The organism is Rhizobium lentis, from assembly GCF_014200175.1.
In the GTDB taxonomy this organism is placed as follows: Bacteria; Pseudomonadota; Alphaproteobacteria; order Rhizobiales; family Rhizobiaceae; genus Rhizobium; species Rhizobium mulingense.
Map to the genome: position 1 here is coordinate 1 of NZ_JACHBD010000003.1, position 24,037 is coordinate 24,037.

At 61.8% G+C, this 24,037-nt stretch carries 24 protein-coding genes and 2 pseudogenes; 8 read left to right on the forward strand and 18 right to left on the reverse strand.

From position 1 onward, the window contains the following. The 6 genes and pseudogenes from GGI60_RS08110 to GGI60_RS08135 form a co-directional block, all read right to left on the reverse strand. Nucleotides 1–542, reverse strand: a pseudogene (locus GGI60_RS08110) (sugar ABC transporter permease); the annotation flags it as partial. A 104-nt stretch (nucleotides 543–646) separates the two neighbouring features. Further along, complete coding sequence (locus GGI60_RS08115) at nucleotides 647–1,909, reverse strand: ABC transporter substrate-binding protein (protein WP_183914707.1); 1,263 nt, start codon at nucleotides 1,907–1,909, stop codon at nucleotides 647–649. Between the two features lie 87 nt (nucleotides 1,910–1,996). Beyond that, entirely contained in the window at nucleotides 1,997–3,517 is a 1,521-nt protein-coding gene (locus GGI60_RS08120; protein ID WP_183914709.1) for an aldehyde dehydrogenase family protein, read from the reverse strand. Further along, nucleotides 3,517–4,296: an enoyl-CoA hydratase/isomerase family protein gene (locus tag GGI60_RS08125; protein WP_097584738.1), complete on the reverse strand. Its 780-nt coding sequence runs from the start codon at nucleotides 4,294–4,296 to the stop codon at nucleotides 3,517–3,519. The genes GGI60_RS08120 and GGI60_RS08125 overlap by 1 nt, the downstream gene beginning before the upstream one ends. Then, nucleotides 4,289–5,902, reverse strand: coding sequence for an acyl CoA:acetate/3-ketoacid CoA transferase (locus GGI60_RS08130; protein WP_183914711.1), 1,614 nt, complete (start codon nucleotides 5,900–5,902; stop codon nucleotides 4,289–4,291). The genes GGI60_RS08125 and GGI60_RS08130 overlap by 8 nt, the downstream gene beginning before the upstream one ends. Further along, the gene (locus GGI60_RS08135) at nucleotides 5,899–6,981 is read right to left on the reverse strand and encodes a LacI family DNA-binding transcriptional regulator (protein WP_183914713.1); all 1,083 of its coding nucleotides are present in this window, start codon (nucleotides 6,979–6,981) and stop codon (nucleotides 5,899–5,901) included. The genes GGI60_RS08130 and GGI60_RS08135 overlap by 4 nt, the downstream gene beginning before the upstream one ends. A gap of 407 nt (nucleotides 6,982–7,388) precedes the next feature. Between GGI60_RS08135 and GGI60_RS08140 the strand changes: the two genes are divergently transcribed. Further along, entirely contained in the window at nucleotides 7,389–8,012 is a 624-nt protein-coding gene (locus GGI60_RS08140; RefSeq protein WP_183914714.1) for a carboxymuconolactone decarboxylase family protein, read from the forward strand. Between the two features lie 12 nt (nucleotides 8,013–8,024). Here the strand turns inward: GGI60_RS08140 and GGI60_RS08145 are convergent, their stop codons facing one another. Further along, the gene (locus tag GGI60_RS08145; RefSeq protein WP_183914716.1) at nucleotides 8,025–9,062 is read right to left on the reverse strand and encodes an alpha/beta hydrolase; all 1,038 of its coding nucleotides are present in this window, start codon (nucleotides 9,060–9,062) and stop codon (nucleotides 8,025–8,027) included. Then, entirely contained in the window at nucleotides 9,062–9,244 is a 183-nt protein-coding gene (locus tag GGI60_RS08150; protein ID WP_183914718.1) for a hypothetical protein, read from the reverse strand. The genes GGI60_RS08145 and GGI60_RS08150 overlap by 1 nt, the downstream gene beginning before the upstream one ends. 120 nt (nucleotides 9,245–9,364) lie before the next feature. Here GGI60_RS08150 and GGI60_RS08155 point away from each other — a divergent pair, with 120 nt between their 5' ends. Next, nucleotides 9,365–9,928 (forward strand): nucleoside 2-deoxyribosyltransferase, encoded by a 564-nt coding sequence (locus tag GGI60_RS08155; protein ID WP_183914720.1) that lies wholly within the window; start codon nucleotides 9,365–9,367, stop codon nucleotides 9,926–9,928. Between the two features lie 13 nt (nucleotides 9,929–9,941). On the opposite strand, the gene GGI60_RS08160 is transcribed toward GGI60_RS08155, so the two are convergent. Beyond that, nucleotides 9,942–10,829, reverse strand: coding sequence for a LysR family transcriptional regulator (locus tag GGI60_RS08160; RefSeq protein WP_183914722.1), 888 nt, complete (start codon nucleotides 10,827–10,829; stop codon nucleotides 9,942–9,944). A 130-nt stretch (nucleotides 10,830–10,959) separates the two neighbouring features. On the opposite strand from GGI60_RS08160, the gene GGI60_RS08165 reads away from it, so the two are divergent. Beyond that, on the forward strand, nucleotides 10,960–11,808 hold the full coding sequence (locus GGI60_RS08165; RefSeq protein WP_183914724.1) for an oxidoreductase: 849 nt from the start codon (nucleotides 10,960–10,962) through the stop codon (nucleotides 11,806–11,808). A 217-nt stretch (nucleotides 11,809–12,025) separates the two neighbouring features. On the opposite strand, the gene GGI60_RS08170 is transcribed toward GGI60_RS08165, so the two are convergent. Beyond that, nucleotides 12,026–12,961, reverse strand: a complete 936-nt coding sequence (locus GGI60_RS08170) for an alpha/beta fold hydrolase (protein WP_183914726.1) — start codon at nucleotides 12,959–12,961, stop codon at nucleotides 12,026–12,028. A gap of 364 nt (nucleotides 12,962–13,325) precedes the next feature. On the opposite strand from GGI60_RS08170, the gene GGI60_RS08175 reads away from it, so the two are divergent. Then, the gene (locus GGI60_RS08175; protein WP_183914728.1) at nucleotides 13,326–13,637 is read left to right on the forward strand and encodes a DUF1883 domain-containing protein; all 312 of its coding nucleotides are present in this window, start codon (nucleotides 13,326–13,328) and stop codon (nucleotides 13,635–13,637) included. 12 nt (nucleotides 13,638–13,649) lie between these two features. Here the strand turns inward: GGI60_RS08175 and GGI60_RS08180 are convergent, their stop codons facing one another. After that, complete coding sequence (locus GGI60_RS08180) at nucleotides 13,650–14,966, reverse strand: replication-associated recombination protein A (protein WP_183914730.1); 1,317 nt, start codon at nucleotides 14,964–14,966, stop codon at nucleotides 13,650–13,652. Next, a complete protein-coding gene (locus GGI60_RS08185; RefSeq protein ID WP_183914732.1) occupies nucleotides 14,963–16,366 on the reverse strand; it encodes a DegQ family serine endoprotease in 1,404 nt (467 codons plus the stop codon). Before GGI60_RS08185 ends, GGI60_RS08180 begins: the two co-directional genes overlap by 4 nt. A 147-nt stretch (nucleotides 16,367–16,513) precedes the next feature. Here GGI60_RS08185 and GGI60_RS08190 point away from each other — a divergent pair, with 147 nt between their 5' ends. Continuing rightward, a complete protein-coding gene (locus tag GGI60_RS08190) occupies nucleotides 16,514–16,894 on the forward strand; it encodes a YkvA family protein (protein ID WP_183914734.1) in 381 nt (126 codons plus the stop codon). A gap of 21 nt (nucleotides 16,895–16,915) precedes the next feature. Further along, nucleotides 16,916–17,269, forward strand: a complete 354-nt coding sequence (locus tag GGI60_RS08195; RefSeq protein ID WP_183914736.1) for a lysozyme inhibitor LprI family protein — start codon at nucleotides 16,916–16,918, stop codon at nucleotides 17,267–17,269. A gap of 39 nt (nucleotides 17,270–17,308) precedes the next feature. Here GGI60_RS08195 and ilvD read toward each other — a convergent pair whose 3' ends face one another. After that, on the reverse strand, nucleotides 17,309–19,147 hold the full coding sequence (gene ilvD / locus GGI60_RS08200; RefSeq protein ID WP_183914738.1) for a dihydroxy-acid dehydratase: 1,839 nt from the start codon (nucleotides 19,145–19,147) through the stop codon (nucleotides 17,309–17,311). A gap of 336 nt (nucleotides 19,148–19,483) precedes the next feature. On the opposite strand from ilvD, the gene msrP reads away from it, so the two are divergent. Together msrP and msrQ are read left to right on the forward strand one after the other, a co-directional pair. Further along, nucleotides 19,484–20,431, forward strand: coding sequence for a protein-methionine-sulfoxide reductase catalytic subunit MsrP (gene msrP / locus GGI60_RS08205; protein WP_183914740.1), 948 nt, complete (start codon nucleotides 19,484–19,486; stop codon nucleotides 20,429–20,431). Next, nucleotides 20,431–21,102, forward strand: coding sequence for a protein-methionine-sulfoxide reductase heme-binding subunit MsrQ (msrQ, locus tag GGI60_RS08210; RefSeq protein WP_183914742.1), 672 nt, complete (start codon nucleotides 20,431–20,433; stop codon nucleotides 21,100–21,102). The genes msrP and msrQ overlap by 1 nt, the downstream gene beginning before the upstream one ends. Here the strand turns inward: msrQ and GGI60_RS08215 are convergent. The 5 genes and pseudogenes from GGI60_RS08215 to rpsK all read right to left on the reverse strand — a co-directional run bounded on the left by GGI60_RS08215 (nucleotide 21,099) and on the right by rpsK (nucleotide 24,027). After that, the gene (locus GGI60_RS08215; protein WP_183914744.1) at nucleotides 21,099–21,515 is read right to left on the reverse strand and encodes a DUF2809 domain-containing protein; all 417 of its coding nucleotides are present in this window, start codon (nucleotides 21,513–21,515) and stop codon (nucleotides 21,099–21,101) included. The two genes, msrQ and GGI60_RS08215, sit on opposite strands and share 4 nt — an antisense overlap. Before the next feature lie 17 nt (nucleotides 21,516–21,532). After that, nucleotides 21,533–21,900 (reverse strand): annotated as a pseudogene (locus tag GGI60_RS08220) (VOC family protein). Between the two features lie 83 nt (nucleotides 21,901–21,983). Beyond that, a complete protein-coding gene (gene rplQ, locus GGI60_RS08225) occupies nucleotides 21,984–22,406 on the reverse strand; it encodes a 50S ribosomal protein L17 (protein WP_003573769.1) in 423 nt (140 codons plus the stop codon). A 123-nt stretch (nucleotides 22,407–22,529) separates the two neighbouring features. Next, nucleotides 22,530–23,540, reverse strand: a complete 1,011-nt coding sequence (locus GGI60_RS08230) for a DNA-directed RNA polymerase subunit alpha (RefSeq protein WP_183914746.1) — start codon at nucleotides 23,538–23,540, stop codon at nucleotides 22,530–22,532. Nucleotides 23,541–23,637: 97 nt separating this feature from the next. Beyond that, nucleotides 23,638–24,027, reverse strand: coding sequence for a 30S ribosomal protein S11 (gene rpsK, locus GGI60_RS08235; protein ID WP_003547577.1), 390 nt, complete (start codon nucleotides 24,025–24,027; stop codon nucleotides 23,638–23,640). Nucleotides 24,028–24,037 lie beyond the last annotated feature (10 nt).

The window sequence follows — 24,037 nt, forward strand, 5'->3', positions numbered from 1 at the left end:
ACGAAGTCCTTGTTCTTGATCCAGTCGAAGTGGAAGCTCGTCCAGCCGAAGTGGTGCAGCGTCTGTTCGAGCCCGAGGCCGGGATCGAGGAACCATTTCCAGGCAACGCCGGTGACGATGAAGGAGAGCGCCATCGGATAGAGGAAGATCGGGCGCAACAGCCCCTCGCCGCGGATCTTCTGGTCGAGCAGGATGGCAAGCAGCAGGCCAAGTGCTAAACAGATGCCGACATAGAGGAAGCCGAAGATCGCCATGTTGGTGATCGAGGTATACCAGGAGGACGGCGGGTCGCTCTCGAAGGTCCAGCGCCACAGCCGCTGATAGGCGCGTGGCCCGGTCAGCGCATAAGACGGAAAGGTCTTGGAATTGGTGAACGACAGATAGGCCGTCCAGACGATGAAGCCGTAGACGAAGATGAGGGTGATGACGAAGCTCGGCGCCAGCACGATCTTCGGCAGCGCATCCTGCAGCCGGCCCCTGAGCGAGATCGGCGTCGCCTGTCGCGGCGTCAGAACCGGATCGGTAGTGGCAACTGTGCTCATAAGATATCATCTCCCTTCCCGCAGGATCGGCTCGGCAATGATCGCTGCGGAGCCTGAAGCTTCCCCGGCCCAAGAGACGGGGAAGCATTTGTCATCGGCTGATCTCAGCGGGCGTCGTCGATCGCCTGGACGAGCTGCTTGACGGCTTCGTCGGAGCTCTTGATCTGGCCGTGGACGAACTTCGAGACGACGTCCTTATAGGCATTGGCGATCGCCGGCGGGGCGCCGTAACCCTGGGCCAGCGAACCGAACAGCGTGCCGCCTTCATTGGCCGCCTTCAGGTCGGCGATGCCCTTCTTGCCGCAGGCGTCGAAGTCGGTGTCGGGAACGTCGGTGCGAGCCGGCACCGAGCCCTTGACGACGTTGAAGGCCGACTGGAAGCTCTTCGACAGCGTCGCCGTTGCCAGTGCCACCTGCGCCGCCTTGCGGTCGTCGGGAACGTTGAACATGCCGAACATGTCGGAGTTGTAGATGACGCTGCCGTCGGTGCCGGGGAAGCGGTAGCAGAGGAAGTCGGTGTCCGGCGTCTTCTTGGCGGCGACGAATTCGCCCTTGGCCCAGTCGCCCATCACCTGCACCAGCGCATCACCCTTGATGACCATGGCGGTCGCCAGGTTCCAGTCGCGGCCGGAGAAGTTCGGATCGACGTATTTGACGATCTTCGCCAGGTTGTCGAAGGACTTCTTCATCGTCTCCGACTTCAGCGACTCCTCGTCGAGGTCGTTGAAGGCCTTCTTGTAGAACTCCGGGCCGCCGGTCGACAGCACGATGGAATCGAACATCGTCGCTTCCTGCCAGTTCTGGCCGCCGAGCGCCAAAGGGATGACACCGGCCGCCTTGGCTTTGTCGAGCAGGGCGATCAGGTCATCGAAGGTCTTCGGCTGGGTGCCGCCGATCTTGTCCATCACCGCCTTGTTGATCCACAGCCAGTTGACCGAGTGGACATTGACCGGGGCTGCGACCCATTTGCCGTCATAGACGGAGAACTTCTGCAGCGCCGCCGGCACCGACTTGTCCCAGCCCTCCTTCTTTGCCGTCTCGGTCAGGTCGCCCATGACGCCGGCCTCGGCATAATCGAGCACGGTATAACCGAGCATCTGCGAGGCCGTCGGATAGGTGCCTGCCGCCACCATTGCCTTCAGCGCCGTCATCGCCGCATCACCGCCGCCGCCGGCAACCGGAACGTCCTTCCAGGCAAAACCTTCCTTCGCCAGATCCTCCTTCAACACGTTCAAAGCCGCCGCCTCGCCGCCTGACGTCCACCAGTGCAGCATCTGCACTTCCTTGACATCGGCGGCGCGGGCCGCGACATGCGTGCCGGCCAGAGCCAATGCGATCACGGCCGTCGTGGTCAAAAACCTATTCATCGAAGAACCTCCCAGTTCCTTCTTGAAAGATGCGGGACCATTCCCGCATCAATTACCCGCCCTCGCCGGGCGTAGTTGCTTTGCCGGCTAGACCAGCTTTTCCGTCTGCGGCATCCACCAGCCGGTGCGCTTGCCGATATGCATGTTGAGCGTCTTTGTCTCCGTGTAGTCTTCGACCGCATGGCGGCCGAGCTCACGGCCGAGGCCGCTCTGCTTGTAGCCGCCGAAGGGCAGTTCCGAGGCGCCGTCCATGAAGGTGTTCATCCACACCGTGCCTGCCCTCATCGACCGGCCGATCGTCAGGCAGGTGTCGAAATCGCGGCTCCAGACACCGGCCGACAGGCCGTAATCGATCGAATTCGCGATCCTGATCGCTTCGGCTGTTGTTTCGAACGTCAGAACCGACAGAACAGGACCGAAGACTTCCTCACGGGCCACCGCCATATCAGGCATGACCGCTTCGAGGATCGTCGGCGACATGAACTGCCCCATGCCGAGGTCAAGCGTCTCGCCGCCATGGGCGACGCGGGCGCCGCTGCTTCTGGCGCCGGTGACATAGCCTGAGATCTTCTCCAGATGCTGCGGCGTGATGATCGCGCCGACCTGCGTTGACGGATCAAGGGGATCGCCGACCTTCACGTCCTTCGCCAGTTCAGCGACGCCCCTGACGACGTCGGAAGCGATCGACTTATGCAGGATCAGCCGCGAGCCGGCATTGCAGCACTCGCCCGCATTGAAATAGGCGCCGAAGACCGCGGCATCGACGAACGCGTCGAGGTCGGCATCGGGGAAAACGATTTGCGGGTTCTTGCCGCCGAGTTCCAGCGAGACCTTCTTCAGTGTCTGCGCCGCATTCGTCATCGTCAGTTTTCCGACACCCGTCGAGCCGGTGAAGGACACCATGTCGACATCAGGGTGGGAGGTCATGATCGCGCCGACTGCAGGTCCCGTGCCGGTGACAATGTTGACGACGCCATCGGGAACGCCCGCTTGCTGCAGGATCTCTCCGAGCACGAGCGTCGATCCGGATGTCAGCTCCGAGGGCTTGACGACGGTGGTGCAGCCGGCGGCGAGCGCGAAGGGCAGCTTCTGGCCGACGATCAGGAACGGAAAGTTCCACGGCGTGATGATCGAGACAACGCCGATCGCCTCGCGCAGGACGACGCCGAGCGTGCCGTCGCCGAGCGTGTTGTAGCTTTCACCATGGAGATCGCGTGCGAGAGCCGCCGCATAGCGCCAGATGTCGACCGAGCCGGCAATTTCTCCCCGCACCTGGGTGATCGGCTTGCCTGCCTCGATGGCATCGAGAAATGCCAGTTCCTCAGCCCGTGCGGCGATCAGATCGGCCGCCTTAAGCAGGATGGCGGAGCGTTCGGACGCGGTCATGCGCGGCCACGGCCCCTCGTCGAACGCCCTGCGCGCGGCAGCGATGGCGTGCTCGGCGTCGGTCCTGCTGCCGGCCGGGAAGCGGCTGACCACGACACCATGGCTTGGCGCGACGCGCTCGATCGGATCGGAGGCGCCCGCCTCCCATCTGCCGTCGATCAGCATCTTGAAATCGCGTGCCTTGTGGTCGCTGAGCGCAGTCGGGTTGACGAGGACCGTCATTACCATTCTCCCTTGAACGTTGCCGGGCGCTTCTCGCTGAAAGATGCGACGCCCTCCTTCAGATCGCCGGTTTTCGCCGCGAGGATCGAGCCAAGGGCTTCGACCGCGGTTCCGTTATCTTCGCCGTTCGCCGATGCGATCATCAGCTTGGCGATCTCGAGGGCCGCCGGTCCCCGCGCCGCAATCCGACCGGCATATTGCCTGGCAGCGGCGACCGAGTTTCCTGTCGGAACCACCGCGTCGACGATACCGAGCAGGCGGGCTTCCTCGGCGGTGAAGATCTCACCGCCCAGCGCCATGCGGCGGACGGCCTGGGCGCCGAACCGGCGCACGAGACGCTGGGTGCCGGACCAGCCCGGCACCATTCCGAGGCCGGTCTCCGGCAGGCCGATCTTGATGTGTTCCTCGGCGATGCGAATGTCGGCAACACCGGCCAGTTCGAGCCCGCCTCCGAGGGCGTGGCCATTCAGCGCCGCGACCAGCGGCACCCGGAGCGTCGCCAGTCTTTCGAAGATACGGTGACCGTGCCGAACCCAGGCGTGGCCGAACTCCTGCGGCAGCATTCCGCCCCAGGCTTTGATATCGCCTCCGGCGGAAAAGCCCTTTCCTTCACCCGTCAGAACGGCAGCGCGCACATCCGGGTTCGCCTCCACCGCATCGGCCGCCTCGGCCAGCGCTTTCAGCATATCGAGATCGAGCGCGTTCAACTTCTCCGGACGAGAAATCGTCAGCGTCGCGACATGTCCGTCGATATCGATCCTGACTGTTCCGCTAGCCATGGATGGCGCCCTCCAGTGTACGTGCCCGTTTGGCAGGAAGCGACAAGCCGATGCCTGCCTCGCGGAAGAGGGCCGCATCCATCACCTTCAGGTCGGGCGCGACCGTCAGCGGAAATTCGGACTGATCGAGGATCTGAGACTGAAGATCGACGCCGGGCGCGATCTCGGTAATGACGATGCCTTCAGGCGTCAGCTTCATCACGCACCGCTCGGTGACATAGGTGATATCCTGCCCCTGCTCGATCGCCCGCCCGCCGCTGAAGGTGACGTGTTCGACCTCGTTGACCAGCTTCTTCAGCTTGCCCTCCCTCTCGATGACGAGAGCCCCATCGGCGGTCGACAGCTTCGCCCCGGCGTTGAACATGCCGGAGAAGACGATCTTCTTCGCCCGCGCCGTGATGTCGACGAAGCCGCCGGCGCCGGCCGTCACATGCGGCCGGAAGGAAAGCTTGGAGACATTGACCGACCCGTCCTTGCCGATCTCGAGGAAGGACAGCAGCGACGCGTCGAAGCCCGCGCCCTGGAAATAGGTGAACTGATAGGGAGACGGCATGTAGGCGTCGGCATTGGAGGCGCAGCCGAAGGCGAAGTCGAGCAGCGGCACCCCACCGACCGCGCCTTGCTCGATAACCCAAGTGACGGCGCCGTGGAGGCCTTCTTCCAGCAGAATGCGCGGCACGTTGGCCGAGATGCCGAAGCCGAGATTGACGCAGCTTCCCGCCTGCAACTCTTGGGCGACGCGGCGCGCAATGACCTTCTGAACATTGAATTCCGGAACGCTGAAGCTATCAAGCGGGCGGAAGATCTCGCCTGATATCGCGGGATCGTAGGCCGTCTGAGTCGTCTGCTTCTGATCAGGATCGACGACGATATAGTCGACCAGCATTCCCGGCACGCGGACGTCATGCGGCTTCAGCGAGCCTTCCTTGGTGATCCGCTTGACCTGGGCGATGACGATGCCGCCATTGTTACGGGCGGCAAGCGCCTGATCGAGACCGCCGAGATAGGCACCTTCATGCTCGTATGTCAGGTTGCCGCGCTCATCGGCGGTGGTGGCACGGATGATGGCGACCTGAGGGACAATCGAGGGGAAGAACAGCCAGTCGTCGCCCTCGAAGCTGACGCGCTTGACCACCTGCTGTTCCGAAGCAAGCTCGTTCATCGCACAGCCCTGACGCCGGGGATCGACGAAAGTGTCGACGCCGACCTTGGTCAGCACACCCGGCCGCTTGGCGGCGGCTTCGCGATGGATGTCGAACAGGATGCCGGAGGGAATGTTATAGGCCGGGATCTCATTGTTGGTGATCATCTGCCAGATCAGCGGCGGCTCGGATGATGACGGCCCGGATGGATAGGAGCCGCCGATGATGCACTTGAGCAGGCCTTTCCTGGCGATGTAATCGACGCCCTTGATGCCGCTCATATCGCCGGCGGCGATCGGATGAAGGGTCGTGATTCCCAGGGGATGGCCGGTCGCCTCGAAACGCTCGCCAATCGCCTTCAGCATGAGGTCCGGGCAACCGAGACCGCTCGAAGACGATACCGTGACGACGGCGCCGTCCGGGATGAGCGCGGCCGCTTCGGCTGGGGTGAGATGCTTTTTCATGGGCATTCCTCAGCGTCCTGTTTCGATTTTACGCTCTTGCCGGCCCTTGCCGGTGCGGTCTTGCCGGCGCCGCAGCTCTCGCGAACGACCAGCCGAACGGCTGTCGTCATCGTCTCGGCCTCGGCCTTGCCGGCGTTGATCTGCTTGAGCAGCATCTGCGCGCCGCGGCGCCCGATGCCCTGCGGATCGACCGAGACCGTCGTCAGCGCCGGTACCGCCGCCTGAGCCTCGATGACGTCGTCGAAACCGACGACGGCGAAGTCGACGCCTGGCTCCAGACGACGCGAGCGCAATCCGTCGCAAACACCGAAGGCAACGGCATCGTTGAAACAGACGGCCGCGGTCGGCCGAAGGCCGAGCGCGATCGCCTTTCCGATTGCCTCCACCCCGCCGGCCCGCGACGGCGCCGACGAGATGACGAGTTCTTCGTGATAGCCGAGCCCGGCCGCCTCCACGCCATTTCGGTAACCCGCAAGCCTGTCGTCGAAGACGGCGGTGTCGGGAAAGCCGCCGAGAAAGGCGATGCGCTTGTGACCAAGCCCGGCCAGATGCTTGACCGCGGAGACCATGCCCGCCCGGTTGTCGGAGACGATCGACGAGACTTTGGCGCCGGGGAGGTTTCGAACGACGACCACGACAGGAATCCCGGCGGCGACAAGCGGCTTGAAGTCGGCGGCATCGGTGGCGCGCGCCGGCGAGACGATGAGGCCGGAGATACCATGCTCACGCATCGATGCGACAACCTCACGCTGCCTGTCGATGCTCTCGCCGGTGTTCGACAGGAATTGCACGAAGCCGGCCGACTGGACGACCATATCGACGCCGACCGCCAGCTCCGCAAAGAAGCTGTTGGTCAGGTCGTTCACAACAACTCCGATGATCCGCGATTTGGCACCGGCCTGCCGAAGATTGGCTGCGCCGCGATTGTAGACGTAGCCGAGATCCCGCATCACGGTATTGACCTTGGCGCGCGTCGCCTCATTGACCAGGGAGGACCCCTGCAGCACCAGCGACACCGTCGACTTGGAGACGCCGGCGGCCTTCGCGATGTCAATGACGGTTACCCGCGCCTTTGTCATTTCCCTCTCCGACCGTGACGTCGACTGATGGTATCAGTATTTGGAACGTTCCAATTCTGTCAAGAAAAATTTAGTGATCCGCTATAAATTTATTTTATTTCTATCGGGAATTCAGCTTTATTCGCTATCGAAATCTCAGCTCTTAAATTGGAACGATCTAAATTCCAGTCACGGTTGACCAGCGCCTATGGACCTCCCCGGCCGGCAGGGTCGTGGAAGATTCGAGGCTTGTCCCCTTGGCTTGCTTATCAAGAGACCGGCGAACCGATGCCGAGGACAGACTTGATCTTCTTGTGGAGCATCTAGGCCTCTTAAGCAGGGCTAACGGCTCGCGCTTGAACTGACGGCGCAGGATTGCTGTCCGGCATATCTACCCTATCCTTCTCGTAACAGAGGAGGACCATGCAATGGCTTTCATTCACACCCCCAATGCATCCGCCAGCGAGAAGACGACGTCGATGTATGCGTCGGCAGAGGCCAATTATGGTTATCTGCCGAACATGTATCGTGCCTTCGGCCACAGGCCGGAGGTGATGGAGTGCTGGGCGGCACTGCTTGCGAGCATTCGCGGCCATATGAGCCTCAGGCGCTATGAACTGGTGACGCTGGCGGCGGCCAAGGAACTGAAATCCTCTTATTGCATGCTGGCGCACGGTTCCGTGCTGCTGCGCGAGGGGTTTACCAGCGACGCGCTGACGGCTGTCGTCAACGAAACCGAGAAAGCGCCGATCGATGCCGGCGAACGCGCGATCATGGCATTCGCCGCCAAGGTGGCGCGCGACGCGACGTCGGTGACGCAGCAGGATATAGACGGGCTGAAGAAGCACGGGCTGAGCGATGCCGAGGTCTTCGACGTCACGGCCGCGGCGGCGGCCCGGTGCTTCTTCTCGAAAATGCTGGATGCGCTGGGTGCCGCACCCGACCACGCCTATCTCGAGCGGCTGGAGCCGAAAGTGCGCGAGGCGCTCAGCGTTGGCCGGGAGGTCGAGAGGCCTCTTGCGCCTTCCCCATCGCGCGGCACATCGCAATGAGGGCGTAGGGGCCTATTCCTGCGGCTTGTCGGCAAAGTGCCGGATCGCGAAATCGGCGATATTCTGGCTCGCCCGATCGGCATCGTCGAGCAGCGAAGGAAACAACTGCCACTGATGCGGCATGCCTGGCCAGACCTCGGTCGTGACGTCGACGCCCGCCTGGCGCGCCTTGTCGGCGAGGCGCAGCGTATCATCAAGCAGGACTTCGCCGGAACCAACCTGCAGCAGCAGCGGCGGAAAGCCCCTCAGTTCGGCATAAAGCGGCGATGCCTGGGGATCGGTCGGAGACTTTCGGCCGAGATAGGCCTTACGCAAAGTCTCGATCCAGTCTTTGCCGACCAGCGGATCGCTTTCGGCATTCGATGTCATCGATCCGCCCGTCGCGGCAAGATCGGTGATGGGACTGAGCGCAATGACGGCCGCCGGCAGCGCCTTTCCGACCTGCATCTGCCGCAGCACGGTCTCGATCGCGATATTGCCGCCGGCGCCGTCTCCCGCCACGACGACGTTGTCGTTGCGATAGCCATTGTCGAGAAGCCAGCGATAGGCCGTCAGCGCGTCGTTGATCTGCGCGGGATAGGTATATTCGGGCATCAGCCGATAATCGATGAGAAGAACATCGCTGGATGCGGCCTTGGCGAGCGAGCCGGCAAGCAGGCTGTGGGTGCGGATGGAGCCGCTGGAGAAGCCGCCGCCATGAATATAGAGGATCACCCTTTCACCGATCGGGTGATGAAGGCGGGCGGGCCACATCAGTTCTGCATCGACGCCGTCGGCATCGACCTGCCGAACCTGGATGCGTGTCGGCCCCGGCGTCGTCTCCATCAGCGACTTGAAGGCGGTGCGGCGCTGCTGCAGGCTATCGGCGCCGACAAAGTGATTCTTCCAGAGGTCGACGAGTTTTTCGACCTGCTCGCGCGAGGCTTGGCTTTGCGGTCCGACGTCCTGCCCGAACGCTGCCGAAGCCGACAGCGTCAGCGCGGCTAAAGCGGAACACAGATATTTGAGCCGCTTTGGCGTTCTTCGATTTGGCACAATCCGACCCTTCATCAACCTCTCCCGATGATGCTGGTGATGGCGGTATCTTTGGCCGCTTCGTCCAGCGGAGTCAAAAGGGGGAGAAGCGCAACCTTCGGCTTTTTCACGCCGCTGATGTCCAGCCTGGAGCCCGCCCGCGCCAGGCCGATACAACGCGCTGTGCAACCGCGGTGGTCCACCTCGTGCGCGCTCATCGGGCTATCGTGTCAAAAAAATCGACAATCACTGCCGGTACGGCTTGCCATGCGTCGGGCTTCCGTCAGAAATGGGTCCCCGCCCCGACGCTTCGGCTCGCACAAGAATGAAGGATACGAATGACCACCATTTACCTTGCCGGCCCGGAAGTCTTTCTTCCCGATGCCACGCCCATCATGGCCGAAAAACGCAGATTGGCGCGCCAGTTCGGTTTCGAACCGACCGGTCCCGGCAGCGACGAAAACCAGACGCCGGTGAAGCTGACGGCCGCAGAGATCTACGCACGCAACGACGACGCCATGCGCCGGGCCGATATCTGCCTTGCCAACATCACGCCCTTTCGGGGCGTCAGCGCCGACCCGGGCACGGTCTATGAAATCGGCTTCATGATCGCGCTCGGAAAATCGGTATTCGCCTATACCAACCACCCCGACGACTATGGCCTGCGTGTTCGTTCGATCTGGTATGCGGGGCTGGAGATCGATGTCGCGAGCGGACGCCCACGCGGGCCGGATGGCATTGCGATCGAAAATCACGGCATGGCCGATAACCTGATGATCGACGGGGGCATCGAGGCAACGGGAGGCAAGGTATTCCGTGCGGCAGAGCTGCCGGAGGATCCTGCCCGCGACCTGACAATTTATTTCGAGGCTCTTCAGACGATCGCCGGCATGCGCGGATAGGAATTGAGCGTCTTTACTCCGCCCTGATCGCGTCGATGACCGCCCTGAATCCCGCCGACATGTGGCGGCGGCTCGGATAGTAGAGATAGAGCGGTTCCTCCGGCTGGCACCAGTCGTCGAGCACCTGGATCAGCTCGCCGCCGGCAACGGCCTTTTCGGCACGGGGCTCCCAGATATAGGCAAGACCGACGCCGCCGAGCGCTGCCTGCATCATCAGTTCGTGATCGTCGAGCGACAACGGTCCGTTTGGCTGAAAGCTCACCGTCTGGCCGTCCTTCTCGAATTCCCAGGCATAACGCGCACCTGATGGAAACATATTCTGGATGCAAAGATGGCGCTTGAGCTCGTGGGGCGTCGCCGGCTTCGGCCGGGTCTCGAAATAGGCGGGCGAACCGACCACGACCAAGCGGATCCGGGGCTTGATGCGTAGCGCGACCATGCCCTCGGTGACGCGCTCGCCGAAACGGATGCCGGCATCGAAACCCTCCTCGACGATATCGACCAACCTGTCGGTCGCGTTGATCTCCAGCTGCAAATTCGGATTGTGCTGGAGCAAAGGGGCAATGATGCGGCCGATGACGAAGGGACCGATCGAATTCGGCACGTTGATCCTCACCTTGCCGAAGGGCGTGTCGCGGTAACGGTTCAGCGCATCGAGCGCCGCCGCCATTTCCCCGAAGGCCGGAGAGAGATGGGAAATCAGGAGTTCGCCGGCTTCGGTCAACGACACGCTGCGGGTCGTTCGGTTGAGCAGACGGATGCCGATCCGGTCCTCGAGATTGAGCACGGCATGGCTGACGGCAGAGGCAGTGACGCCCCGCTCCTCCCCCGCCTTGCGGAAGCTCTTGTGCCGCGCCACCGCCGCGAAGGCCGCAAGCTCGGAGAGTTCGGTCGCGCGCATTGCTGAATTTCACTCATCATAGTTTCGAGAATAAGAAATCTTATACATCAGCAAACTTCCGGTCAAACTTACCCCGTCAGCACAGAGATGCTGGCGCCCATACACTCGAACAATCCAAGAGGAATTCGTCATGAAAATCTGGTTCATCACTGGTGCATCCCGCGGCTTCGGCGCGCTGATGACCAAGGAAGCGCTGGCAGCCGGCGATGCCGTCATCGCCAGCGCCCGCAATCCAAAGACAGTGACGGAGCAGTTCGGCGATCATCCGAACCTTATTGCCGTCGCCCTCGACGTTACCAATGAGGCGCAGGCGAAAGAGGCTGCGGCTGCCGGCATCGCCCGCTTCGGCCGCATCGATGTTCTCGCCAACAATGCCGGCTACGGGCTGCTCGGCGCCGTCGAGGAGGCCACGGCCGAAGAGATCGAAAGGCTATATGCCACGAACGTCTTTGGTCTCCTGAAGGTGACACGTGCGGTACTGCCCTATATGCGCCGCCAGCGCTCCGGCCATGTCTTGAACTTCTCCTCGATCGGCGGTTATTTCGGCTATCCCGGCTGGGGTGTCTACGGCTCGACGAAATTCGCCGTCGAGGGCCTGTCGGAATCGATGGCCGCCGAACTCGAACCCTTCGGCATCAAGGTGACGATCATCGAACCCGGCTTCTTCCGCACGGACTTTCTTTCCGACACGTCGCTGGCGGTCAGCCCGGCCTCCATTGCCGACTACGAAGGCACGCCGGCCGGCAACATGCGCAATTTCGCCGCCGACGCCAACCATGCGCAGCCCGGCAATCCTGCCAAGCTCGCTGCCGGCATCATGAGGATGGTCGACTCGGTCAACCCGCCGCTGCGCATGCCGTTCGGCAGCGATACGGTGGCTATGATCGAGGCGCAGCATGCGAGCGTCGAAAAGGAACTGGCCGCCTGGCGGGAGCTCGCTCTCTCTACGGATTTTGCAAGCGAAACGGCTGTGGCCTGAAGAGGCAAAACCGATGCCGCCGATGCATCCACAATTTTCCGGATGCGGCGGCGGCAGCTCTTAACGCAGGAAGGAACGCCTTGCGGCAAATTGGCGTTCGCCTCTCGTCGCGTGCCGGCGGTCTCGGAAACGATCCTGTGGTGACGCAGTTGGTCGGGAAAACCGGCGCGACAGCTGATGGCAAGTAAAAAGGCGGCCATGGCCCGGCCGCCTTCTTTTACTTTCCGACCTGCTCGGCCCAGTTCGGCGCCTTGCCGCCTCCGTCGAGGAAGGTCATCGCCACGGTCGCCACGAGGGGCGAGGCGAAGGTCTCGTAGTGGGTGAGATCGGGCAGGATCGCCAGCCGGTTCTTCGACATGTTCTCCCGCATCCAGCCCGCGTCGCGCAGACCGCCACCGAGCTTGTGATAGAAGTCGATCATGTGCTCTGGGCGGATCATGTCGGCATCGCCGTAGATCAGCATGACCGGCATGGTGAGCTTGGCGACAGCATCGCTATAATCGACGGGTTTGCGCATCAACACCCCCATGGCGTCGAGCAGCTTCGGAAATTCGGAAACGTCAGGCGCCACCGCCTTGTAGGAGAGGAACATCGGCGTGTCCTTCATCATCTCGGCCATACCAGAGCCGACGGCCGCCTGCTGCGGCAGCATCTCCGGGAAGAAGCCGTTCTGAGCATAGGGCGCCGAGAGGATCACTAGCCGGCGGACGCGGTCGGGCGCATTCGCTGCCATATTCAATGCCACCCCGCCACCGAAGGAATAGCCGAAGACGTCGACCTTTTCGTAGCCGAGTTGCTTCACCAGGATCGCGAGATCGGCGCCGATATCCGGAAGCTCGATCGGCCGATTGCCGAGCGGCGTGCGACCATGGCCCTGGAGATCGACGGCGATCACCTGCCGGTGATCGGTGAAGACAGGCATGACAGGAGTGAACATCTCGATCTGCCCGAGACCGCCGTGCAGCAGCAGCATCGGTTCACCCTCGCCGCGGATCTCATAATAATAATCGACGCCGTTGACCGGCACGCTTCCCTTCCTGATGATCGGTGCGGCTGCCTTGTCCTCAATAGAAGGCGCGGCGCCTGCCATATCGGGCGCGGCCAGGAAGGCGGCCGCGGTTGCGATCATCGATATCAGCCTCATCTTCGACATGTTTCTTGCTCCATGTTTGCAACGATACCGCAAGGACGGCAGTGGCAATCATTTTCCGACACTGTTTCGAAATTTCTGCCAACCGCCTTTATGCCATTTCTATATTTCTCCCCTCGCCCCGAATGGATTTCCTATCGCGGCCGGCAGTAGACTCTCGCCATCACTGCAAAGTTCAAAGCCATGCGAAATATCTCCGCCTTCCACCCTCTCCGCCCACGCAGTGTCAGGCGCGGCGGCCGGCAGATGCTTGAAAAGCGCATTGCGCCGGCAAAACGCAGACCGGCCGAACGGCCGAAGTCCAACTTTTCTTTAACCGGCTTGCTGGTAAAATCTCGGCGCAGAGACTTCAGACAGCGCGAGACCGATGCCGAAACCGAATTTCCGCTTCACCCATTACGATCTTAGGGAACAACGCGCCGGGACGATCGTCGAGGTGTCGTTGAATGCGGTGAACAATGTGCGGCTGATGACGGCGCCGAACTTCCAACTCTTCACCGAGGTTCTCGATTTCAAATATATCGGCGGCGTGGCGCGCAAATCGCCGGTCAAGCTTGCCGTTCCGGAAAGCGGTCATTGGCATGTCGTCGTCGATATGGAAGGTCATCACGGGCTGGCGGAATCCACCGTCAAGGTGATCGCCGCGCCAGCCAATCAGAAGACGGCGCGGTCCTCCTGACGTTCAGACGGCTCAGCGCGGATTGCGCTCCTTGCGAAGCTTCGCCCACCATTCCAGCCGCTTGCGGATCTCACGCTCGAAGCCGCGTTCCGGCGGATCGTAGAAGGTCTGCCGGCCCATTTTCTCCGGGAAATAGTCCTGGCCGGAAAAGGCGTCGGGCTCGTCATGGTCGTAGCGATAACCTTCGCCATACCCCTCGCCTTTCATCAGCTTGGTCGGCGCGTTGAGGATGTGCTTCGGCGGCAGCAGCGAGCCGTTCTGCTTTGCGGCCTGGCTTGCCGCCTTGAAGGCGGTGTAGACGGCGTTCGATTTCGGCGCGGTGGCGAGATAGACGCAGGCTTGGGCCAGCGCCAGCTCCCCTTCCGGCGAGCCGAGATAGTCATAGGCATCCTTGGCGGCGTTGCAGATCACCAGCGCCTGCGGATCGGCAAGACCGATATCCTCCACCGCCATGCGCACCAGCCGCCGGCCGAGATAGAGCGGATCCTCGCCGACATCGAACATGCGGGCGAGATAATAGAGGGCGGCGTCGGGGTCCGAGCCGCGCACGGATTTATGCAGTGCCGAGATCAGGTTGTAGTGGCCGTCCTGCGCCTTGTCATAGACCGGAGCGCGGCGTTGAACGATGCGCGTCAGGCCTTCGGTATCGAAGGTCTCGCCTTCGCGCGTCGCGCGCCAGACCTCCTCTGCGAGCGTCAGCACCGCGCGGCCGTCGCCGTCGGCCATGCGGATCAGGCTGGCGCGCGCTTCCTCCGTCAGCGGCAGCGGCTTCTGCTCGATCGCCTCGGCGCGCTTCAGCAATTCCTCCAGGCTTTCTTCGTCATGCGATTTGAAGGTCAGCACGCGGGCGCGCGACAAAAGAGCGGCATTGAGCTCGAAGGACGGGTTTTCGGTCGTGGCGCCGACGAGGATGACGGTGCCATCCTCCATAACAGGCAGGAAGCTGTCCTGCTGGGCGCGGTTGAAACGATGGATCTCGTCGACGAAGAGCAGCGTCTGACGCCCGTCCATGCGGCGCAGGCGGGCAGTCTCAAACACCTTCTTCAGATCGGCGACGCCGGAAAAGATCGCCGATATCTGCTCGAAGGCCAGCCCCGCCTCGCCGGACAGCAGCCGCGCCACTGTCGTCTTGCCGGTGCCGGGCGGACCCCAGAAGATCATCGAGCCGAGCGAACCGCTCTCGATCATCCGCTTCAGCACGCCATCCTCACCGGTCAGATGTTCCTGACCGGTGACGTCGGCAAGCGTCTTCGGCCGCAACCGGTCGGCAAGCGGCCGTTTGGCGGCCACCTCTTCCGGAACACGCGGCGCGAAGAGATCGTTGCTCATCGGAAGAATTGCCGGATGCGCTGACCGTCGCGCTCGATCTCAACCCGCCAGAGGCCGGGGTCGCTGCTGGCGATTTCGGCCAGTTCTTTGGTGGATTTCACTTCCGTGCCGTTGATCGAGACGATGATGTCCTTGGGCTCGAAGCCGAGGCGGGCGGCCGGCGAGTCCTCCTTGACGTCCGCGACGACGACGCCGGCCGATTCCGAAGGCATGCGAAGCTCGTCGGCGACACGCGGCGACAGGTTTTCGACAACGGCGCCGCTAAAGGGCGTGCGTCCGCCGATGAGGCGCTGGTCGCGCGGCGAGCTTTCCGGCGCACGGTCGAGCGCCAGCGACAGCTGCTCCTCGCGCCCGTTTTCGATGACTGTCAGATTGACCGACCTGCCGAGGCCAGCCGTCGTCAGCCGATAGAGCAATGCATCCGGGTGCTCGACGGAGATGCCGTTGACTGATGTGACGATCTGGCCCGCCTTGAGCCCAGCCTTTGCGGCCGGCCCGCCCTCGGAGACCTTCACCACCAACGCGCCGCGGACCTTATCGAGCCCGAGTGCCTCTGCGACTTCGGAGGTTACGGCATCGAAGCTCGCGCCGACATAGGGCCGCTCGAAGGATTTGACACCCGCATCAGCGGAAGCAAGGAAGACCTTGACGAGGTTGGCGGGGATGGCAAAGCCGATGCCGTTCGAGCCGCCGCCGCGCGAAAAGATCGCAGTGTTGATACCGATCAGCTCGCCTTTCATGTTCATCAGCGCGCCACCGGAATTGCCGGGGTTGATTGAGGCATCGGTCTGGATGAAGAATCCGAACTCGTTCCTGACGACCTGGTTACGCGCAAGCGCCGAAACGATGCCGCTCGTCACCGTCTGGCCGACACCGAAAGGATTACCGATCGCCAGCACGAGATCGCCGACTTCGACCGCATCGGAGTTGCCGATCGGCAGTGTCGGGAAGTTCGCTTTGCTATCGATTTTCAGCACGGCGAGGTCGACGCGGTCGTCGCGCAGCACCACCTTGCAGGGGAATTCACGGCCATCAGACAACGCCACCTTTATATCGTCAGCGCCCTCGACGACGTGATTGTTGGTCACGACAGTGCCGTTCGCCTCGACAATGACGCCCGAGCCGAGCGAGGACTGCTTTTCCGAGCGGTTCGGCATCTGCTGGCCGAAAAACTGCTCGAAGAAGGGATCGCCGGCAAAGGGCGACTGGCGCTGGATGGTCTTTTCCGCATAGACATTGACGACAGCGCCCGATGTCTGCTTGACCAGCGGCGCGAAGGAGAGCTGCATCTGCATCTGGCTCTCGGGTACCGTCTTTGCAGTCTCCGCCTGCGCTGCGGCCGGCAGAAGGAGCGTCAGAGCGAGCAGCGAGAGGGAGGCGTGTTTGAACAGGCCTTGCATGGATATCCCTTTTGAATCCTCTAGAAAAATTGTTTTAGCGTCCGACGCTAGAAAGGAAAGAGGGCGGAAGCATGGACGAATAAGGCAACCGAAGAGCTCAAGAGATTTTGCTTGAAGGCCTTACGAATTCGATTCAGGAGATTGGCCATGCAGCTGATATCAAAAACCAAAATCTGGGCGAAGTCACTGAAGCGTGACATTGTCGCCCTGTGGCTTGGTGCGCGCGATGCCAGGGTGCCTTGGTATGCAAAAGCAGTGGCGGGCGCCGTCGCGGCCTATGCCCTGTCGCCGGTCGATCTCATCCCGGATTTCATTCCCGTGCTCGGCTATCTCGATGATCTCGTCATCGTGCCGCTCGGCATCCTGCTGGCGACGTGGCTTGTTCCGCCCGACTTGATGCGCGAGCTTCGCGAAGAAGCCGCAAGACGCATCGAACGCCCTTCCGGCCGGAGCGGCCTGATCTTCATCCTTGTCGTCTGGCTTGCCTGCATCATCTTCCTGGCTCTGGCAGTGCGCAAGCTGGTCTGATCGGCGGCAAGGAGACTTTGAATGATGACAACGAGAGCAATGACGGGAGCCCTTGGTTTTGCAGCTGCAATCTTCGCGTCGGTCATGGCGCAGGCGGCAAGCTTCGACTGCGATGCGAAAGAATTGAAGCCGGACGAAGAGACAATCTGCGACAACCGCGCCCTCAACGATGCCGACGTGAAGATGGCGACGACCTTCGAGCTGCTCTCCGGCCTGCTGGCCATGGGCTCACGTGGGACATTGCAGGACGAGCAGACGGCCTGGCTGAAGAAGCGGCAGGAATGCGGGGCTGATGCCGCCTGCCTCAAGGCCGCCTATGAGGAGCGGCTGAAGCAGCTCGGCGAGACCTATAAAAACATCAACCGGCCGCTTTGAAAGCGACCGGTCGACAGAGCAGTTGATGGATTCGGGCAATTAGCGGGCGTTCAGATCGCGCACAGCACCGCGATCGGCGCTCGTCGCGAAAGCGGCGTAGGCCTTCAGCGCCGTGGTGACGTTGCGCTTGCGGACTTCTGTGGGATGCCAGCCTTTGCCATCCTGCTCGGCGCGGCGGGCGGCAAGCTCGGCTTCGCTGACGCGCAGGCTGATGGTGCGGTTCGGGATGTCAATGTCGATCATGTCACCTTCGCGCACCAAGCCGATCGTGCCGCCATTGGCCGCTTCCGGCGAGACATGGCCGATCGAGAGGCCCGATGTGCCGCCGGAGAAGCGGCCATCGGTGATCAGCGCACAGGCCTTGCCGAGGCCCTTCGATTTCAGATAGCTCGTCGGATAGAGCATTTCCTGCATGCCGGGGCCGCCCTTCGGGCCTTCATAGCGGATGACGACGACGTCGCCGGCCTTGACTTCGTTGGCGAGGATCGCCTTCACGGATGCATCCTGGCTTTCGAAGACCCTTGCCGGACCGGAGAATTTAAGGATCGATTCATCGACGCCGGCCGTCTTGACGATACAGCCGTCGACCGCGAGGTTGCCCTTGAGCACGGCAAGGCCGCCGTCTTTCGAGAAGGGGTGCTCGACCGAACGGATGACGCCGTTCTGGCGATCCGTGTCGAGATCGTCCCAGCGGGCTTCCTGGCTGAAGGCGACCTGGGTGGGGATGCCGCCGGGAGCTGCGCGATAGAAATTGCGGACAGTGTCGCTGTTGGTGCGGGTGATATCCCAGCGGTCGATGGCGTCGCCCAGCGTCTCGGCATGGACGGTCGGGCAATCGCGGTTCAACAGACCGCCCTTGTCGAGTTCGCCGAGAATCGACATTATGCCGCCGGCGCGGTGGACGTCTTCCATATGCACGTCGCTCTTGGCGGGTGCGACCTTCGAAAGGCACGGCACGCGGCGCGATAGCGCATCGATATCGGCCATGGTGAAATCGACCTCGCCTTCATGGGCGGCGGCCAGGATATGCAGGACGGTGTTGGTCGAACCGCCCATGGCGATGTCGAGGGCCATGGCGTTCTCGAAGGCCTGCTTGGAAGCGATGGTGCGCGGCAGCGCCGTGATGTCGTCCTGCTCGTAATAGCGGCGGGCGAGATCGACGACCAAGTGGCCAGCTTCGACGAAGAGCCGCTTTCGGTCGGCATGGGTGGCAAGCGTCGAACCGTTGCCGGGCAGCGACAGGCCGAGCGCTTCGGTCAGGCAGTTCATGGAATTGGCGGTGAACATGCCGGAGCAGGAACCGCAGGTCGGACAGGCGGAACGCTCGATGACCTTGACGTCTTCGTCGGAGATCTTGTCGTCGGCCGCGGCGACCATGGCGTCGACGAGATCGAGCGCATGGGTTTTGCCGTGCAGGACAACCTTGCCGGCTTCCATCGGGCCGCCCGAGACAAAGACGGTCGGGATATTGAGGCGCAGCGACGCCATCAGCATGCCGGGGGTTATCTTGTCGCAGTTAGAAATGCAAACCATGGCATCGGCGCAATGGGCATTGACCATGTATTCGACGCTGTCGGCGATGAGCTCGCGCGACGGCAGCGAATAGAGCATGCCGTCATGGCCCATGGCGATGCCGTCGTCGACGGCGATCGTGTTGAATTCCTTGGCGACACCGCCGGCCGCCTCGATTTCGCGGGCGACGAGCTGGCCGAGATCCTTGAGGTGCACGTGGCCGGGCACGAACTGCGTGAAAGAATTCACCACCGCGATGATCGGCTTGCCGAAATCCGAATCCTTCATGCCCGTGGCGCGCCAAAGGCCGCGCGCGCCTGCCATGTTGCGGCCGTGGGTCGTGGTTCTGGAACGGTAAGCTGGCATCGGTGTCTTCCTCGACGTGTCGGAAATGATCAGGCGAAGCGAAGCGGCATGAAGCCTGCGGGCCGGGCGAACGCTGCCTTTTGCAATTGTCCTAATCCAATCGACAGGGGCTGTCACTACCGGCAAGGTCAAATCCGGTACGCTGCGGAAGGAGCGCCTTGGGCGCCATCGATGATATACGGTTCGGCGCGCGGTTTGGTTACAGCCTATTCCATCACAGCCGAACACAAAAAATTGGCTTCCCGTCGGCGAGATTCAAGGCATAGACATTAATCCGAACATGCGGGCGGTGCGTTTAAGAACTATATTCAAGAAATCCGCTCTGGAGGTTTCGACATGCCAAGCTACCGCCCCCCGAAGATCGCCTCGTCGGAGATCACGCCACGCCAGATCTATATGCACCGCCGGGAATTCCTCGGTGCTGCAACGCTCGGTGCCATGGCGCTTTATGGCGCCGGCAAGGCGAGCGCGGCCGCCCTTTCGGCCGTCGAGAGCAAGTATAAGGTCGACGAGAAGCCGACGCCGCTCAAGGACGTCACCACCTACAACAATTTTTATGAGTTCGGCCTCGACAAGGGCGATCCCGCAGCGAATTGCGGCGACTTCAAGCCGCGGCCCTGGACGGTCAAGGTCGACGGCATGGTCAACAAACCCGGCACCTTCGACCTCGAAGCGCTGATGAAGGAATTCCCGATCGAGGAGCGCACCTATCGGATGCGCTGCGTCGAAGCCTGGTCGATGGTCATTCCCTGGGACGGCTTTCCGCTGGCATCGCTGCTCGACAAGGTGGAGCCGCTCGGCAGCGCCAAATACGTCGCCTTCGAAACCGTCGTGCGGCCGGACGAGATGCCGGGACAGAAGGGTTTCTTCCAGTCGCTCGACTGGCCCTATGTCGAAGGCCTGCGGCTCGACGAAGCGCGCCATCCGCTGACGCTGCTTGCCATCGGCCTCTATGGCGAAACGCTGCCGAACCAGAACGGCGCGCCGATCCGCCTGGTCGTGCCGTGGAAATACGGCTTCAAGGGCATCAAGTCGATCGTCAGGATCACCCTTACCGACCAGCAGCCGAAGAACACCTGGCAGGTGACCAATCCGCAGGAATACGGCTTCTACGCCAACGTCAATCCAGCCGTCGACCATCCGCGCTGGAGCCAGGCGAGCGAGAGGCGCATTGGCGAAAGCGGCTTCTTCGGCGCGAGCCGCCGCCCCACCCTGCCCTTCAACGGTTATGCCGACGAGGTGGCGAGCCTTTATGCCGGCATGGACCTGAAGGCGAATTTCTGATGGCAGAATTGTCGCTCGCCATCCCGAAACGTTGGCAACCCGCCTCCGTCTGGCTGCTTTATGTCGCGGGCCTCCTGCCGGCCGCCTGGACCTTCTATCTCGGCGCGACCGATCAGCTCGGCGCCGACCCTGTCAAGACCTTCGAGCTCTTCCTCGGCATCTGGACGATCCGCTTCCTGATCGCGACACTTGCCGTCTCGCCTGCCCGCGAGCTGTTCGGCTGGAATTATCTGCGCTACCGTCGCGCGCTCGGCCTTTTGACCTTCTACTACGCGCTGATGCACTTTACCGTCTATATGGTGCTCGACCAGGCGATGGATATCCAGGCAGTCATCAACGACGTGCTGAAGCGCCCTTTCATCATGTTCGGCATGGCAGCGCTTGCCATGCTCGTTCCCCTGGCGGTGACATCCAATAACTTCTCGATCCGCCGTCTCGGTGCGAACTGGAACCGGCTGCATCGCCTGGCCTACATCATCGCCGCCTGCGGGGCGCTGCACTTCGCGCTTTCGACCAAGATCCTCGACCTCGAGCAATATATCTATGTCGGGCTGATGATTGCCCTTATCCTTTACCGCTCCTGGCGGCCGATCGCCCGCAGCCGGAAGAAAGCACAAGGAGGGTCGCGCGGACGGCCCGTGGGCTCACCAGCTTCGCGACAATCGGTTTAACGCCGCTCAGGCGAAGATGGCCTGTGTGCGGGATCAAAAGCATAGGCCGCAGCTATCCCGATCGCGTAGGCCAAGATATTCCAGGGCGAGAAGACGCGCCCAAGCAGTAAGGCTCCGGCGGTCGTCAGTCGAAATGCATCGAGCCCGGGTGTGTGGTAGAGCCGGAAGAATTCAACGCAGATGGCAACCGCCAGCGCTAACACTGCAATTCCTGCGGGCGGCATTCTTGCTGTGAGAGCTGTAACGGCAAGCGCCAGCAGGACATAAACCATGGATCCCCAAAGCAGCGATCCACCATATTTGACGAGGAAGAAGGGTAGACCAGCTGCATAACCGAAGCGTCTCAGCGTCAAACCAAAAACAATGATGAGCAGCAGGGCTGCGAAGCGTCCGGCTTGAATGCGACCGAGCATATGTCAAACGACGCCTTTCACGCTGCGACTGTCGGCTGATTGATCATCGCCTCGATATTGTAACCGTCGGGATCCAGTACGAAGCAGGCGTAATGATCGGGGGCGTATTCCGGGCGTGGGCGGGGAGCGCCGTTATCCCTGGCACCGGCTTGGAAGGCATCGACCTCCCCCTTGCCGCGCGCCCTGAAAGCGATGTGAATCCGAGTCAGATGCGGCGGGCTATCCGCCTGCTGGATCTCGAACAGGCAGCCATTGCCGATATCGAAGGCCAAGATGACGTTCTCCTTGCCGAAGGTGAGCCGGTAACCCAGGGGTAAGAACGCCTTTTCGTAGAAGAGCTTGCTCTTCGACAAATCACCCACCGCGAGGTTATGTGGTCGATCATGGCGCTGCTCACTCATTAAAAATGCCGGCACGAAAAAGCCGGGCACAAGGCCCGGCTTTCCAGCTTTCCGAAAGCGGAAAATCTTAGGCAGCGACGGCCTGCTCTTCGGCAGCGACGCGGGCCTTGTCGGCTGCGCCCTTGGCAAAGGTGTCGCGATCAACGAATTCGACCACGGCCATGGCGGCATTGTCGCCCTGGCGGAAGCCGGCCTTCATGATGCGCAGGTAACCGCCGTTGCGGGTGGCGTAACGCGTTGCGATCGTGTCGAACAGCTTCGAAACGACGGCGGCGTCACGGATCTGCGAAATCGCCTGACGGCGAGCGTGCAGGTCGCCGCGCTTGCCGAGCGTGACGAGCTTCTCGACGATCGGGCGGATTTCCTTGGCCTTCGGCAGGGTCGTGACGATCTGCTCGTGGGTAATCAGCGAAGCCGCCATGTTGGCGAACATCGCCTTGCGGTGGCTTGCAGTTCTATTCAGCTTGCGGCCGGCTTTACCATGGCGCATTGCTATTCTCCTTTAATGCAGGTGCCCTTACACTAAGTGGGCCTGCCGTTTCCTGGCACATGCAGGCGATCGGCCTGCTGTTTGACGGGGAAAGGCAGTCGAAAGAGCCTGCCTTTTGTTTTCTCAATATTGGTCTTCGTAACGCTTGGCGAGATCTTCGATGTTCTCGGGCGGCCATGCCGGCACTTCCATGCCGAGGTGCAGGCCCATGGAAGCGAGAACTTCCTTGATTTCGTTCAGCGACTTGCGACCAAAATTCGGTGTGCGGAGCATTTCTGCTTCGGTCTTCTGAATGAGGTCGCCGATGTAGACGATGTTGTCGTTCTTCAGGCAGTTTGCCGAACGGACCGACAGTTCGAGTTCGTCCACCTTCTTCAGGAGAGCCGGGTTGAAAGCGAGTTCGGTGACTGCTTCCTCTTCGGTTTCCTTCTGCGGCTCGTCGAAGTTGACGAAGACGCCAAGCTGATCCTGGAGGATGCGCGCCGCGAAAGCGACGGCGTCTTCGCCGGAGATCGAGCCATCGGTTTCGATGGTCATGTTCAGCTTGTCGTAGTCGAGAACCTGTCCTTCACGGGTGTTTTCAACCTTGTAGGACACCTTCTTGACCGGCGAATAAAGGCTGTCGACCGGGATGAGACCGATCGGAGCATCTTCCGCACGATTGCGTTCGGCCGGAACGTAGCCCTTGCCGTTGTTGACGGTGAATTCCATGCGGATTTCGGCGCCCTCGTCGAGCGTGCAGATCACATGCTCGGGGTTGAGGATTTCGATATCGCCGACCGTCTGGATGTCACCAGCCGTAACAACGCCCGGGCCCTGCTTGCGCACGACCATGCGCTTTGCGTCGTCGCCATCCATCTTGATGGCGATTTCCTTGATGTTGAGCACGATGTCCGTGACGTCTTCGCGGACGCCCGGAATCGAGGAGAATTCATGCAGCACGCCGTCGATCTGCACCGCCGTGACGGCGGCACCGCGCAGCGACGAGAGCAGAACGCGGCGCAGCGCGTTGCCTAGGGTGAGGCCGAAGCCGCGCTCCAGCGGTTCGGCAACGAGCGTCGCCCTGGTGCGCGAGCTCGAGGAGAACTCCACCTTGTTCGGCTTGATCAGTTCCTGCCAGTTCTTCTGAATCATGAGTTTGCCTTCCGTTCGTTGCCACCATCCAATCGTGACAACCGAGCTTGAAAACCACCGGGAGCGCGAAGGCGCTCACCGGTGACGATAGCGATGATCAGACGCGGCGCTTCTTGCGCGGACGGCAGCCATTGTGCGGGATCGGTGTCACGTCACGGATGGACGTGATCATGAAACCCGCAGCCTGGAGCGCGCGCAGAGCCGATTCACGACCCGAACCCGGACCGCAGACTTCGACTTCCAGCGACTTCATGCCGTGCTCCTGGGCCTTCTTGGCGCAGTCTTCGGCAGCGATCTGGGCGGCGAACGGGGTCGACTTGCGCGAGCCCTTGAAGCCCTTGGCGCCAGCCGACGACCAGGCGATTGCATTGCCCTGCGCATCGGTGATGGTGATCATCGTGTTGTTGAAGGTCGAGTTGACGTGAGCGACACCCGACGAGATATTCTTGCGCTCGCGACGGCGAACGCGGACGGCTTCCTTAGCCATGCTATTCCTT